Genomic DNA, 15,446 nt, shown 5'->3' on the forward strand with positions numbered 1-15,446 from the left:
GGATTTTTTGATTGAGGAATGAGCCAATTTTTAATCCCTTAGACAAAGACAAGCCTTAGACAAAACATACCCCTTTAATGCCCCTTTACTTTAATGCCCCTTTACTTTAATCTTTTGTAGTTTAATCCTTCTTTAGTCAAAATGGTTTGGGGGGAGCCAGCGTCACATTAATCTGTAGTGATCATTTTTGAAATTGGTATTACCCAGTCCAGCTTGAACCCAGGAATTGACCATCGGCCCAGGGGAAGTTTTGAACAGGAAACGTCGCTGAAAGCATCCCAGCCAAAAAATATATCTCCACCTTAAGCGCCCGGATTGCTCCCGGATCTCAGATTTAATCCCTATGATACATATCTTCAGACACGAGTTTTAAAATTTAAATCAATTAGAAATCACGTCATAATCTGAGTCATCATAGAAAGTGAGCGGCGATCATCTTCTCACCTGGAAACATCCTTTCTGGGTCGTTTGAAGTTGAAGTCGATTTAGACTGGGATTTAGACTGGTTTGAACCTAAAAGTCATCAGTCTTTTGCCAAGCAACTACCAACCGAAGACCACGCGATCGCCCTTGAACTGCCTACCTTGTGCCTGCTCAAGCGGATGAAAAGCCTTCGGGCGTGTTTTTTGGATCTTGTTTCCAGCCCAATGCCGGTGGGTCAGCATCTTGAAGCAAAAATTTCATCCCAGCACGCGATCGCTCCCTGGTAGGTTTGAAGTGAAAACCTCATCAAAAATATTAAAGGTACAATGGAAGCAGAGGAAATTCTCAAAAAATATGGCGATGGAGAAAGAAACTTTTCTGGGATCAACATCACAGAAGTTAACCTCAGTCGAGCAAATTTAGCTGGGATCAACTTCTCTGATGCCACCCTGAGTATTGCCAATCTCAGTGGCGCCAATCTTAGCGAAGCAAACCTAACGGGTGCCAAACTCAATGTCGCCAAAATGAGTGGGGCAAATTTTACCCTGGCCAAATTCAATGGCGCCATTCTCAATGTCGCCAACTTAGTCCGGGCTAACCTTAAAGGCACAGAAATGATCCAAGCGGCTTTGATTCGGGCAGAAATGATTAGGGCGGAAATGTCCGAAGCCAACTTGCGGGAAGCCAACCTCAGTGGGGCGGATCTGCGAGAAGCCCAACTCAAACAAGCCAATCTCAGTGGTGCCAACTTGAGTGAGGCGGATATGCGCGGATGTAGTCTAGTGGGCGCCAACTTAGAACACGCCACCTTGAGTGCCACGGATCTCAGTCGATCGGATCTCAGTGGGGCTGATCTGAGTGATACAGAACTCAGGCACGCGAATCTCAGTCGGGTCAATCTCAATGGCGCCAATTTAAGAGGGGCGAATCTGCGCTGGGCTGACCTCAGTGGTGCCAATTTAAGATGGGCTGACCTGAGCGATGCTAAGTTAAGTGGGGCGAATTTACTAGGAGCCGATTTGACCAATGCGACTTTAACCAATGCCAGCTTTGTTCACGCTGATTTAACCCAAGCGAATTTGATTCGCGTTGACTGGGTGGGGGCGGATCTCAGTGGCGCTACATTAACGGGAGCTAAACTTTTTGCCGTAGCCAGATATGATCTCAAAACTGAAGGGATTACCTGTGAATGGGTTGATTTGAGTGCTCACGGCGATCGCAGTAAAATCTACAGATTTACACCAGAACAAGCGAAAAAGTTTTTCAATCAAACCCCACCGACGGTGCGGATTATTGTGGATGAGCCGAACGATCCGGAAGCGAATTTGGCTCTAGCAAATACTTATTATCAAATTTATAAACAATGTAATTTGTGGCACCATTCTCCTAGTATTGAAGTAGGATTTCGCCGCACCCAAATTATTTTCAAGGTTGATAGTGACGAGCAAATTTTCCCAACGGCTTATTTAGCAGTTTTACCCTTTGAAAACGCTAGAGAAACCCAGGCGAATATTGTGCGATTGATGAAAATGTTGCAAGGATATGCGATTAAAAGTCATAGCATGGAAGCTTTGAAGCAAATTAAGCAATTGAGTAGAGCTTTGAGTCAAACGATGCAAATGACTCAAGAAATGAAGCTGGAACTGCCAAAAAACTCTGAAGGAATGAAGCTAAATTTTTTACAGGCTCCTACTCAGGTAAAAATAACGAATTCAAGAGATCGCACCATTGACCTTTATCAAGACCCCAGTTTTGGGCAAAGGTTAATTCCTTCATCGTCGGCCTTTAATTCCGTGAAAGATCGCCACCTGAGAAGCAAAAAGAACGATTCATTGTCTTTGGAAAAGTTAGTGGAGTTTGTTCAAGGATTTTATTATTTAGAAGAATAACCAATGTTAAGGCTTGAATAGAGGATAGTTTTTTTGCATCCATGAGGAAACAAAGATGAAACCCATTACCGATCGCATGAATCAAATGTTTGGCCGGACTCGCTTTGTGGTCTGTCGCTTATTTGTTCACTTGAAAGGGTCAGAGGTGACGCCGCTGCTGGGATTGCTCAATGGCATTGCCAGAGAGGCGATCGCCTCTGACGGCGATCTGTCCGTCATTGGTGAAGGATTGGTAGAAATTTGTCAAAAGCTACTAGAAAATGATGCTTATTGGCAATCTGCTGCCAACGAAGGCGATGTATTTTGGGATGAAGGGCAAGCCGGAGACTATTGGACTGAACTGTTTACCGACTCTGGTCAACGATACTTGAGTGAAATTGATCCCAATCAAGCGGAAACTTCCCCAGACGCACTTTTATCCTTGCCCGTGACTCAGAATTTAGTGGTCATGCTCACCGTTGCTTATGAAGGCGAAGTGCCTGACCTGGAAACGGATTTAAGCGAAGTTGAAGCCCTGGGCGCTGCCCTCAACGCTTTAATCAACTTACACTATCAAGAAAAACTCCGCGCCATTCAAATTCATTTTTCTCCCGCCCAACTCGGCGATCGACTCACCGATGAACAGTTGTTAGAATATTTTCCTGAATTGATTCCGTTATAGGCTTGATTGTGAGACTTTACAGGTCTTACGCCAAAGCCTAAGCATCGCTGGTAGGAGCAAGCGATCGCTTGTTCCTACCCACACAGGTGAGATCCGAATCCAGATGTATTTTTTACCCTTTCTTGATTGATTTATGTTTCTCAAACTCATTGCACTTTTCCTGGGAATCTTGCTCTGTTCGACGACGTTAGCGGCTGGGGAATCAACCGCCGCCATCATACCAGGGGCTAATTTCATCGCCGCCGCCTCTGCCACCAAACTCCCTACAGGCCGCTATCCCGTTCAACAAGGTAGTTATAACGATGGGGATGGTGCTTATAGTTTATTTGTACTCAATGCTCCACAGTCGGTCTTTGTCACCACCGATTTACAGATGGCCCGTTTAACCGATGAAGAAATTTCCCACGGCCAAAGCAGTTATTTGGAAATTGCCTCTGGTCAAGCGGTTTTACACCTGAGTGAAGATTTCAAAATTGAGTATATCCACACGGTGACGGAAACCCAAACCAACCCGCAGACCAATCAACCCCAAACGGTGATTGTGCAACGCGAGTCGAGTTTTTGGACTCCCTTTGCTGGGGCATTAGCCGGACAAATGGTGGCAAATATGTTGTTTACTCCCCATTACTATGTGCCCCCGATTTATCAACCCGGAATCGTTCTCACAGGCTATGGTGGATATGGCAATACTTATAGCCAAGCGGTGCAGCAATATCAAACTCGCTACCAGTCTCCCCCTCCAGCGGTGAAAAATACTTCTCAGTTTCGGACAACGGGTCGAATCCGATCCAATAATCCAGTCACAGGGAAGAGTTCTACTCCTGCGGTGAGCAATAATCGGCCTACGGGTTCGGGGTTTGGTGCGAGTAACCTGAAACGTTCGGAACCTTCCGCCACTAGCCGATTCCAGCGCGGTTCTGGCAGCTTTGGCAGTGGCCGATCGCCCGCCGTGAGAAGTGGCTTTGGTTCGAGGCGCTCTTTTGCTGGACGTAGACGCTAGTTGCTCCGGGGTGCTTGAATGAACTGTTATATACCCCGAGTGAAACTTTAAAAGTTGTTTTGAAAGTGATTGAAGTAGAAGTCCACCAACAACTCCGTGCATTCCTGCGATCGCAGGCGGAACCATACTGGCCCCATCATTTGACGATGGGGCGACTGGTAGCACGGGCGTTGCGTCTGGGTCGGAGTGCCTTGATCCAAACCGGGGTGCCGAGCGTGGGCTTCTACGGACGTCACCGCCTGAGTTATCTGATGCCGATCTTAATGTGGTCTTCCCCGGCCATCTTGGTGGCACCGGATTCCGTGCAACAGCGTTTACAGTTTGTGGAAATTCCTCAGTTACAGCAATGGATTGGCACTCATAAAACCATTCGCACCGGCGATCGCTGGCCTGGGGAGGACTTCCCCGGTCTGCTGATTATTTCTCCAGAATCTTGGTTAGCAGACCGTTTATCTGACAGCGGTCGATTGCCTCGTGGGGTGCCAACCATCCTCGACTGTGCCGATCAATTAGAACAATCGGCGCGTCAGCAACTTAGTTTTAGCCTCAATGAAAGTGACTGGAATCAACTACTTCTCGCCCGTCCCGATCGCGCGGAAACCATCCGTCAAGTTCGGGTAAAACTCACCCATTCGCTGTTTCAGCATCCCGCCAATCCTTATCAGTGCTATTTGCTCGATCAAACGGAGCAAGAAATTCTTCAAGATTTACTCAACGCCCTGGAATTTTCCCCTCAGACTGATTCCGGGTCTATTTCCGATCGCGGTAAAGTCCTCTCTTTGCCCGATAATTGGCATCTTTTTTGGCAACAATTTCACCCCCATAATGCCGCTCAGGAAGGCAACTCGGCTATAGACCGGTCTTCTTTGCTCTGGGCAGAAGTTAACCGCGATCGCGGTCAGTTTACTTTATCCAGTGGCCCGATTGAAGTGGCTTCCGCTTTGGCCAATGTTTGGCCTCAACAGCCCGTGGTGCTGATTGGTGGCGCTTTGGATCTGGACTCAGACGCCTCGATCTATCGGCAAAAAGTTGGCTTGGGAGATTTAACTTGTGTCAAATTTTCCGTCGATCGCCAGAATGAGATCATTCAGCTTTACTTGCCGGAGCGAATTCCTATGCCAAATACGCCCCAATTTCAAGGGGTATTATTAGAGCAACTGCGCCAGTTACTTTGTATTAGTGCCTCAGCCAAGGGACTCACGGTGATTGTGGTAGACGATGTTCCCCTGAAAGCGCGGCTGGGATCGATTCTCGCGGCAGAATTTGGCTCACGGGTGCAGGTGGAAAAACCCCCAGAAAATGACCAAGGAATTTTAGTCACTGGCTGGGAATATTGGTGTCAGCACCCACCATCCTTTTTCCCGCCGCCAAAACTGCTGGCGATCGCTACTTTGCCCATTCCTTCCCTGGAAAATCCCCTGGTAGCCGGTCGGGTGGCTTATTATAAACAAAACCGGCAGGATTGGTTTCGCCTCTATCTTTTGCCCACGGCTTTGAATACCTTACAACAGGCGATCGCACCCCTGCGACAAACTCAAGGGGTGGTCGCCTTGCTGGACAACCGTACACTACACCGCACCTACGGCAAAGAAGTATTGGCCGCCCTCAGTCCCTATGCCCGCATCGACTATCTAGATATAACTTGTTTTGGGGATGCCAAAAATAATTAGTTACTTTGCGATCGGTTATTTGGATGAAAGTGGATTTTCCGCTGCTACGTCCGAAAGTCCTTTCTCCCGCACCGAAAGCACCGTTTACCCCCGCTCCCTTAAAATGTTTCTACAGATAACACAATATTCATTATCAGCAGGGGAATTAACTATGGGAGAAGCAAAACGCCGCAAAGAGGCATTAGGAGAAAAATACGGTCACGAGGATTACATCCTACCTTGGATGCCAGTGACGAAAAGTCAAGCTGATCAGTTTGTCCAATTGACCACTAAAGGAGCTTGGGTGGGGATTGCATTGCTGGTGGTTTGGTGGCTCACTGTCCGATTTATCGGCCCTTCTTTGGGGTGGTGGGCAATTAACTAATCGCCTCAGCCGTAGAGACGCATTTCTCGATCGCGTCTCTACTCTCTACATCCGTCACATCACCCTGTTTGTGGGCTGACCGCTGAATGCTGACCGCTGAATGCTGACCGCTGAATGCGGACTAGCTAATACATACTATTTATAAATTTTTAATATTTAGGACAAAATTGAAAACCCCTATTTTCGGGAAAATCTACTTGGTAAATCAGCGTGGCAAATCAGAGATTGACTTTTTGTTCCGTTTCAATTGAGAAAAAAATAAATAAAATCTAAATATTTTTTGCCCCGTGTCAAGCTAATTTATTTTGAGTTGATTTTTGGATGGATGAGGGATTCTCAGTCGCGATCGCCCATGAATTACTGCCGATCTGCATCTCTGGTTAACTTAAATTTTTCCCAATTAACTCCGCTCTATCGGCACCAAAAATGTTATTGTATCCTGACATATTGGCGGCGGAATTTAAAAAATTAAACCGGAATGAGCTTAATTTTTTCCCAATCAAACCTGGGAAATTAAACCCTCAAACTCCCATGAAATCGATATTAGCCTCAAAACTTTGCCATAATAGGCTTAATTTATGGCCGGGGTTTTTTAATTGCCGATAATTATTTATAAGAATATTTAATCAAATGGCTCAGTATTCCTTAAGTATTGTAACAAAACACCAAGGTTTAAAATGAGCTATGCTATAATAGCAACCAAACGACGCAAATTCTAAATGGTGATGATAAGAATTTTAAATCATCAAATTTTTTTGACGAAAAACATCTGAAAACTACACCATACCAGCCTTTTGTGATCGGTTTCACCCCAAACTGAGAAAAAGATTTACCACTAAAGTTTTCCGGAAATCTAACCCCCTGTTGAGGATCTGAAGGTATAGCACTTTCTGAGTAGATTGTTTTGATACTTTTCGGATCTGAAAAATCGGTTAAATTAGAACCTCGGCAATCTGAGAAAGGTCTGGTGAGTTTTCGCCAGGGTTGGTAGATAAATCTTAGCGGCAGGGGCAAATCTAAAGAAAATATAAAATTTACGCTAAAGTGTATAAGGTGTGGTGAATGGAGGACTACTGTGTTTATAAGACTCGCTGAACAACACCGTCAATTTGTCCGGGATCTGGTGATGAATCTGCAAGCATTGGCAATCGTGCTGGAAAACCGGGGATATCTGGCCTCTTGTTATACCTGTGGAGGAGAGCTCAATAGCGCATCCTTTATGGTCAGCCTAGGGGAAAATCACCTGATTCGATTTTTGGTGTCGGACTATGGGATTACCTGGACGGAAATGCGTGACGATCGCGAATTAATGAAGTTGGAAGGTGCAGAGGCGATCGCTCAACTGCAAGAACTGGCAAATTTAGTCAAGTATCAAATCAAGCCGATGGACGCAGCAAAAGCCAAGGATAAAACCCTGGAATGGGATACTGAACTGAAAACTCAGCACGCCTAAGCCTACCCCGTTCATAGAGAAAGTGGGGTTAAGGAACAGCTTGGGGATTCAACTTGGGGATTCAACTTAGGGATTCAACTTAGGGATTCAACTTGGGGATTCAACTTGGGGATTCAACCGGCTGATTTCTTGACCACCAGCTAGTCTCGCTTTAGATTAATTAGATTAATCTGGCTTTGAATCAATTCTCCAGCCGAAATTGCGAATATCAGCCATCAAATCACCCCGGTTTTCACTATGACCGGGAAAGAATTTGCCGTACCAGACCCGTGCCTTTATCGTACTTTTATCGTACTTTTATCGTACATTTCTATAGATTTCAGGCCGCAGGGATTCGGCTCAGGGATTTGGCTCAGGGATTCGGCTCAGGGATTCTGCTTAGGGACTTAACTGGCGATTTTTGACCAAGATGATTCGGGATGTGGTGCTGAAAATAGATGCTATGGTGTAACGAGGGCGTTATATTTGAGTGGAATTATGGATTCAGCGATCGCGACGCGATTTGCTCAGTTCAACAAGCTTATTGGCGGTTTGGGCTAAATCAGTTATTTACCATTATTGACTTAATTACCATCGGTGGCATAGTTTAATCCGCTTTTTGGTCTGAAAATCATGGCATTTTTATGGTCATAAATCGTTGGATTTTGATTATGCTAAATGATGCCGCCATCTTCAGCAAGTTAATCAGGACTCGTCATCAAGACTCTTAATCAAGGCTCTGATCCCAGAAAAAAAGCCTAAATTTTAGTAAGTTTTTAGTAAGTTGCGTTAGCCATGAGCCAGTTAAACTTAGCTTCGGCTAATTCTAGGTTATGCAAAACAATCGGATTAATGGTTTGGTTGTCATCTAAATCTTCTTCGATATCTTTGCCATAGCCTAATCGCCCCACGGTGCCGCGAATTCTGTCCGCCAGACACATAGAAATTCCCCGATAAAATCGGGCAGCAAATGCCATATTGCGGTTGAGTTTTGATGTCAGTTCCCACCGAGAAATTTCTAAAACCACCGATTCTTCCAGGGCTTTGACGGTGGCGACCGTTGGCCGATTATCAATAAAAGAAATTTCGCCGACGATTTCTCCGGGATAAATTCTCGCTAACTCTTCATCTTCTAACGGCTTAATAGAAACGCTTAAGGTGCCGGTTAAGACCATATAAAGAGCTTGAATTTCTTCTCCTTCGTGGATTAAAATTTCTTCAGCTTGAATGATTCTTTTCCGACTTTTTTCGCTAATCCAGTCTAAGTCTTCATTAATCAATTCGTTGAGAATAAAAAGTGCTTTAGTCATGGTGATATGTTCTCCCGATCTGATTGACAAAAGTATTGAGTAAAGATGAATGAATCACCAGCCAACTCTAATAAATCTGAGGGTGGGGATGAAGGAGGGATAATCTCAACCCCGCGCAATTAGAGTAACATAATTGACCTAAAATCGGTAGCGGTTTTCTCTTGGTTTTGAACCGATTTTTGTCAAATAATCCTCAAATAATCCTCAAATAACGATCATCTTTTGTGATTTCGCGGTCAGCGATCGCACTGGAATCGGCGATCTGTTTCTGGGGGCAAACAATCAGCCTGGAGGACACAGCCCGGATCCTTGGCGAGCCAGCAGCGAGCGATCGCTGACCTCTGTGGTCAGAATAATTAGGGTGCTCCTACGTCTCCGATGAGCCTTTCTGGTGAAACAATCACAGAATACAACCTCCAGGCAATTTTTCCTACCTCCAGGATAAATCCTACCTCCAGGGTAAAACGGACCTTTTCAAGAGTTAGCAGCACAATTTTCACAATTTTCTAGGTGTTCCTGCTTCAGCTACCTTAAAGGCGATCGCGCTCAGAGAATACCAAATCCCCTTTATTCCCTTTCAAAATTAGGGATCAACGCCTGTTCACCCCTACTACAAATTCATCGCCGACGGTGATTCCTTCCCCAATGTTGGGCGGAAGCATCACTTAAGTATATGCTGGAAATCACAAAAAACGGCTATGCATATCACTTCCCTTGATGGCAGAAATCACAACTAAGTTGTCGATGTAATCACGGATTATGTTATGAAAATGTGTCAAGATACAATTAGAGTGTTTCAGCAACCTTGTATGGTAAACGTTAACCTATTACCAGGAGCCATTGGCGAAATGATGGCTCACGTGAGTAAAACCCGACAACTCACAAAGGCTGACCGCTATGGATTAATGGCAGCGATTATGACCGAAGCGATTAATGACGAAGAGCGACAAGCAATTGACCGCTTACTCCGTTCTGTGGTTCGCAGACGGATTAAGATTGGCAATGAAATTTCAGCGATTATTTAAATGATTATTTAAATGATTTTTTCATGATTTTTTATATTTAGACTTGATAACTATCAGAATTATTATATAGCATCGATATAATCCTCTCACGGCATCTAGTTTTTTGATCGTGTTTGACCATAAACAAAAAAAACATCGGCGCCGCATCAATGAAAAAAAATGAAAAAACAATAAAAAAACAATAAAAAAACAATGAAAAAACCCGATTTCCTAAGAAACCGGGTTTTTTCCTCAGACCGATAACCTCAAAGGGAAAAACTCTAAAATATTAGCTATTCGCCCAGAGAATATAACCCGGTTGGTAGGAGTTGCTCAAATATTGATGTTTGGGTAATACCCGCAATGATAACCCTTGTAACCCGGAGGCGGTGTAATTAATGGTGGCCGTGTAAACGCTGTGGTGGTGAGAGTCGAACCCTTGATGATCCATCACCACGGTTTGACCGTTCACAATTTCGCCCTCTGCATCTACGGCGCCTTTATAGAGTTGAATTTCTACATCCGATGGGGATAACCCAGCTAGGTTGATTCGGGCTTTTACGCCTATATTTTGGTTAACCTGAATGTCGGCGGATTCAGAAATATCGATATCGACAATTTTGATGTCGTACCAATTGTTAAATAGCTTTTGTTTCCAGTGGGCAAGTTCTTTGGCGGCAGCATAGTGGTTCCCTGTCATGGTGTCATAGCGATCGCTCACGGTAAAGTAAGCTTTTTCCGCATATTCACCGACCATCCGCGAGGTGTTAAAGGTGGGGCAATTCAGGCGAATGGCGTCTTTCATTTTGGCCACCCAGCGATGGGGAATCCCTTCGGGATCGCGATCGTAGAACAGGGGCACCACTTCTTGTTCGATTAAATCGTAGAGGGCATTGGCTTCGATTTGATCTTGATAATTTTGATCTTCATACATTTCACCACTGCCAATCGGCCACCCGGTGCGTACATAGTCCGCTTCATCCCACCAACCATCGAGAATACTTAGGTTGAGAATGCCATTCATGGCCGCTTTCATGCCGCTGGTGCCGGAGGCTTCGCGAGGGCGCCGAGGGTTATTCAGCCAAACGTCACAACCGGCAACCATTAGCCGAGAAACGTAGATATCGTAGTTGGGAATAAAGACTACACGATCGCCTAATCCCTGTTCCCGAACGGTGTGGATGATGTCGCGAATCATCTGTTTGCCCGGAATATCTTTGGGGTGGGCTTTTCCGGCAATCACGAACTGAACCATGCGTTTTTTATGGCTCCCCAGTCCCCCTTGAAGACGCTCGTGATGCAGGTCAAATAAAATCCGTTTGATGCGGTCTAGGTCGCGGAGGAATAAGTTACCCCGTTTGTAGGTGGCAAAACGACGAGCAAAGCCAATGGTCAATACGGTGGGATCGAGGACATTTTTGGCGTGTTCAATTTCCACCAGGGAAGCACCGCGATCGCGCAAATATTTTTGCAAGCGTTCTCGGACAAACACGACTAATTCCGTCCGGCAGCGTTCGTGAGTCCGCCACAATTCTTCATCAGGAATGGAGTAGACTTTATCCCAAATCGGACGATCTGCTGGGGTGGATGGCCACTTGGGTCCGAGGTAGCGATCGAACAATTCTTGATTGTACTTGCTGACACAACTGCGAGCATGAACCCCATTGGTAATTGAAGTAATCGGCACTTCATTCACCGGCACTTCGGGCCATTGATCCTTAAATAGATCCCGTGACACTTCCCCATGCAGCTTACTGACCCCGTTGTAGAAACTGGCAGTTTTAATCGCTAGGGTTGCCATACTAAATGGGGCATCTAAATCCCCACTTTTTTCCCGTCCCAAGGCGAGAAATTGTTCGCGGGAAATGCCAAAAATTTCTTGATAGTGACCCAAATAATACATCACCTTTTCGGCGGGGAACAGGTCAAACCCTGCGGGAACAGGGGTATGGGTGGTGAATAAATTGCTGGCGGTGACCGCTTCTTTGGCTTCCAGATAACTCAGTCCTTCTTCCTGAATTAATTCTCGAATCCGTTCCAAGGATAAAAAGGCGGAGTGACCTTCATTCATGTGATAAGCTTTGGGCTTCAGTCCCAAGGCTTTCAGCATTTTTGCCCCACCAATCCCCAGCATAATTTCTTGGTGAATCCGCATATCCTGATCTCCTCCGTAGAGTTGATCGGTGATGTCGTGGTCGTAAGGATTGTTGGGCTCGATATTGGTGTCGAGCATATACAATGCCACTGTGCCCACTTGCACTCGCCAAACTCTGGCGTAAACTTGGCGACCGGGATAGTCTACGGCAATTCTCAGTTCTTCGCCGTTCGCATCCCGTTCTAAATGCAGGGGCATATTGTAAAAGTCGTTGATGGGGTAATGCTCTTGTTGCCACCCATCCGGGTTGAGATACTGGCTAAAGTAGCCTTCTTGGTAAAGCAAACCAACCCCAACTAAGGGTAAACCCAAGTCACTGGCGGATTTGAGGTGATCTCCAGCGAGAACCCCTAAGCCCCCAGAGTAGATGGGTAAGCAATCACTCAGACCAAATTCGGCGGAGAAGTAAGCGTAACATTCTTGTTGTTTTTCTTTGGGGCGATGTTTGCGAAACCAGGTGCGTTCTTTGAGATAATCTTCTAGTTGACTGGCGGCTCGGTGCATTTGGGCGAGAAAGCCTTCATCTTCGGAGACTTCGATCAGTCGGGATTGGGCGATCGTGCCTAGCATTAAGACCGGATTGTGACGGCTGGATTCCCACAGGTCAGGATCGAGACGACGAAATAAGTCTTTGGCTTCGGTGTTCCAGTCAAAATAAAGATTATAGGCTAATGTCCTTAGTGGTTCGAGGGTTGAGGGGAGAGCGGGAGATACATTAAATGTGCGAATTGGCTGCATAAGAAGCAACTCCAGAATTTGATAAACAAAGTGAAAAACGCCTAGGAGAAAGTTTCACTCAAGGGTAGGTATTGGCGGTGACAAAGCATCGATCCGTTTTTGAATTCCGTCGGTGATTTGTGTGATTTGTCAAGAAAAGCAGATGATTTGAGTGATGCTTGATCCCGAAAACTGAGAAAACATTGACTTTTCTCGGTTCATATTTACAAATGTTATTACGGCAAATATGAATTTTACAGCCAATTTTTCACGAATTCGTGTATAATGATGGCTTTGGTTATTTTTGGGACATAGTTTAGGGAAGATTCAGTAATTAGATGTCTAAGATTAGAGTAAATGCTTTCTCTGCAAGTTTCTGTGAATCTTAGATTTTCTTAATAGTTGCCATTGTGATATTGCCTGATATTCCCGATCGCCGATCGCCCTTGCTGGGTCGCAAATCATCGGCGATCGCCTCCCCCCATAGTCATTAGACTTCTGGCTTTCCCAGAATAAAAAGCCCCCCTTTTTAAGGGGGGTTGGGGGGAGCGAGGGCAGTATTTTGCCAGAAGTATATCGAGCGGTCTGGGAAAAAATCGGCGATATTTAATCGGCAATCTTGTGGATATTTTTTTCCCAATTTTTGCCATCAAAAGGAATAATCTGAAATTGCTCCAGTATGTCCTCATCTAAGCAGTGGAGATTGATTGAAAATCCGTTTCTGTGCGATCGCGGACGATAAAAGGAGTGAATGCCGCAATTTTTACAAAATAGGTGTTTCGCTACTCCTGTATTAAATTGGTAAGTTGTTAGGGCATCTTCTCCTTTTAATAGGGTAAAGTTTTTGGCGGTGACAATTAAATGTAAAAACCCTTTTTTGTTACAAATTGAGCAGTTACATGAAATTGCTTCATATTTTTCTTTTCTCGGTTTCTTTTCCAGCCGGACGCGAAAACGCACCGCCCCACAGTGACAGCCACCTTCGTATATGACAGGTTTTGCAAGATTTTCAGTCATTGTTTTTTTGTACTTTATAGTTATTTTAATTGTGTGTGATACAAAGCATCAGGGGCGCAAGCATTGCGCCCCTACAGCAGATCAGGAATTACGCAACCAATATATAAGTTTACGGGCAGAAATAAATGCACCACATACCCCATTAGAGGCAAGAGGCAAGAGGCAAGAGGCAAGAGGATGCATAGGAAAGAGGAAAGAGGATGCATAGGAAAGAGGAAAGAGGATGCATAGGAAAGAGGAAAGAGGATGCATAGGAAAGAGGATGCATAGGAAAATTCTCTATTCTCTATTCTCTATTCTCTATTCTCTATTCTCTATTCTCTATTCTCTATTCTCTATTCTCTATTCTCTATTCTCTATTCTCTATTCTCTATTCTCTATTCTCTCTCCTTCCTACAGGCGGGAATCTAAAGCCTATCGGCGGGGAACGAAAAGTGCAATTAATTATGTTTTATGTTCACCTACTTATATGAGGTATTGGTGCGTTACGCTTCGCTAACACACCCTACCGATAGCATTCGTAATTCCTATATTATACAACTGGAGATGGATAATATGGATAGTAACTGGTATTGGCAGAAATGTCTAACTGATAGTCGGACTGATCGAGTTCGGTAAAGATTCTCACATAATAATTACCGCTGCTCAAGGTGCCACTAAATGATGTTCTTGCCCCGGTATAATCATTGGGTGCTCCACTTAATCCACTTGCCCCAGTGATGAATAATTCATCGGTGGCAAGTTGGCCATCGTTATTGCGATCGATGTACATTTCCATGCCCAAAGAACTGCCGCTTAGAGTTAAGTTAAATTGGCTGTAATTTTTGACCACAAATCGGTAGTAATCATTGGGGTCACTATTGCCCACCGATTCATTTAAACTCATATTAAAATTATTGACCGCCATGTCAATGGAAGCGTTCAAGACATCCCCAGTGTCAGTTCCTACCGGATCAAAAGATGGTAATTCCGTATTAGGGGCGATCGGTAAAGACCCCGGAGGTGAGGTATTAGCGGGATACATTGGGGTAATCATCGGTGGGAGGATATAATCATCAACACCTAGTGTTTCTAATTCGGGAGTTATTGCCAGAGAATTATCAACACCTAATCTGCCTTCATTTAAGCCGAAATCCTGGAAATGTTGAAACAGTTGTTCTGAGGTAAAATTGGCTAAATCAGCATTATTCGCTTTGTAGAAACTTAGATCCAAAACATCAGAAAATTTCCGCCCTTCTTTTACGCCAAATTCTTGAAGATGATCGAAAAGTTGTCGGTTGGTGGTTAAGCCAGCCGCCGCTAAATCCGGGTTATTGGCTCGATAAATATCCAGATTCACAATTCGGGAGAATTGCCGATTTTCATTCAGCCCGAAGTTTAGAAAATGTTGCAACGCTTGCTCATCGTTAAATTGCTGCAAGTCTGAGTTAACGGAACGGTAGTAATTAGCATCAAATAGGTTAACTGTCATAGTTTTATTCCTATTGTAATATTTGTTAATTATTTGCCACTAAATATCGAAAATTTGATAGAGTTTATTTTTTATACAAATTACCTCAAAATTTACCGGTTTTTTAAAAGCAAAAATATTAAATAGCAGGTAAATTTTAGTAATTTATTAATTCACTAAATATTGCGATTAAACAATATTTATTAATCTAAAAATTATTTAATTTTGGCATTTTTCCCGGGAAACCTACAGGTTGTACTGTGGCATTTTTCTGATGTAAATTGGAATTTGCATATCTTTGGGCAAGATAGACGAGTAAAGCGAGTAATTGTTCGCTTTTTTTCTATAACCAAA

12 protein-coding genes are annotated in these 15,446 nt (G+C 44.4%); 8 read left to right on the forward strand and 4 right to left on the reverse strand.

Translation table 11 applies throughout. The features are described 5' to 3' along the window. The first annotated feature begins 749 nt into the window (after window positions 1-749). The 7 genes from ABWT76_RS20955 to ABWT76_RS20985 all read left to right on the forward strand — a co-directional run bounded on the left by ABWT76_RS20955 (window position 750) and on the right by ABWT76_RS20985 (window position 8,050). Window positions 750-2,312, forward strand: a complete 1,563-nt coding sequence (locus ABWT76_RS20955) for a pentapeptide repeat-containing protein (protein WP_054466858.1) — start codon at window positions 750-752, stop codon at window positions 2,310-2,312. Between the two features lie 55 nt (window positions 2,313-2,367). Further along, window positions 2,368-2,973 carry a DUF1517 domain-containing protein gene (locus ABWT76_RS20960; protein ID WP_054466857.1) on the forward strand — a complete coding sequence of 202 codons (606 nt, stop codon included), beginning with the start codon at window positions 2,368-2,370 and terminating at the stop codon, window positions 2,971-2,973. A 133-nt stretch (window positions 2,974-3,106) separates the two neighbouring features. Further along, window positions 3,107-3,973 carry a hypothetical protein gene (locus tag ABWT76_RS20965; protein WP_190878563.1) on the forward strand — a complete coding sequence of 289 codons (867 nt, stop codon included), beginning with the start codon at window positions 3,107-3,109 and terminating at the stop codon, window positions 3,971-3,973. A gap of 65 nt (window positions 3,974-4,038) precedes the next feature. Beyond that, entirely contained in the window at window positions 4,039-5,643 is a 1,605-nt protein-coding gene (locus ABWT76_RS20970; RefSeq protein ID WP_054466873.1) for a helicase C-terminal domain-containing protein, read from the forward strand. A gap of 151 nt (window positions 5,644-5,794) precedes the next feature. After that, complete coding sequence (locus ABWT76_RS20975; RefSeq protein ID WP_054466872.1) at window positions 5,795-6,007, forward strand: DUF2839 domain-containing protein; 213 nt, start codon at window positions 5,795-5,797, stop codon at window positions 6,005-6,007. A 1,075-nt stretch (window positions 6,008-7,082) separates the two neighbouring features. Further along, window positions 7,083-7,460 carry a DUF1815 family protein gene (locus tag ABWT76_RS20980; protein WP_054466855.1) on the forward strand — a complete coding sequence of 126 codons (378 nt, stop codon included), beginning with the start codon at window positions 7,083-7,085 and terminating at the stop codon, window positions 7,458-7,460. Between the two features lie 437 nt (window positions 7,461-7,897). Beyond that, window positions 7,898-8,050, forward strand: a complete 153-nt coding sequence (locus tag ABWT76_RS20985; RefSeq protein ID WP_156331802.1) for a hypothetical protein — start codon at window positions 7,898-7,900, stop codon at window positions 8,048-8,050. 165 nt (window positions 8,051-8,215) lie between these two features. Here the strand turns inward: ABWT76_RS20985 and ABWT76_RS20990 are convergent, their stop codons facing one another. Beyond that, window positions 8,216-8,749, reverse strand: coding sequence for a cyclic nucleotide-binding domain-containing protein (locus ABWT76_RS20990; protein WP_054466854.1), 534 nt, complete (start codon window positions 8,747-8,749; stop codon window positions 8,216-8,218). An 809-nt stretch (window positions 8,750-9,558) separates the two neighbouring features. Between ABWT76_RS20990 and ABWT76_RS20995 the strand changes: the two genes are divergently transcribed. Next, entirely contained in the window at window positions 9,559-9,774 is a 216-nt protein-coding gene (locus ABWT76_RS20995) for a hypothetical protein (protein ID WP_054466853.1), read from the forward strand. Window positions 9,775-10,042: 268 nt separating this feature from the next. Here ABWT76_RS20995 and glgP read toward each other — a convergent pair whose 3' ends face one another. From glgP to ABWT76_RS21010, 3 genes are all read right to left on the reverse strand, one after another. Then, the gene (glgP, locus tag ABWT76_RS21000; RefSeq protein ID WP_054466852.1) at window positions 10,043-12,646 is read right to left on the reverse strand and encodes an alpha-glucan family phosphorylase; all 2,604 of its coding nucleotides are present in this window, start codon (window positions 12,644-12,646) and stop codon (window positions 10,043-10,045) included. Between the two features lie 585 nt (window positions 12,647-13,231). After that, window positions 13,232-13,642 (reverse strand): GFA family protein, encoded by a 411-nt coding sequence (locus ABWT76_RS21005; RefSeq protein WP_054466851.1) that lies wholly within the window; start codon window positions 13,640-13,642, stop codon window positions 13,232-13,234. Window positions 13,643-14,174: 532 nt separating this feature from the next. Next, window positions 14,175-15,113 (reverse strand): hypothetical protein, encoded by a 939-nt coding sequence (locus ABWT76_RS21010; RefSeq protein WP_190878567.1) that lies wholly within the window; start codon window positions 15,111-15,113, stop codon window positions 14,175-14,177. Between the last annotated feature and the right edge of the window lie 333 nt (window positions 15,114-15,446).

Source organism: Planktothricoides raciborskii GIHE-MW2 (assembly GCF_040564635.1).
Taxonomy (GTDB): Bacteria; Cyanobacteriota; Cyanobacteriia; order Cyanobacteriales; family Laspinemataceae; genus Planktothricoides; species Planktothricoides raciborskii.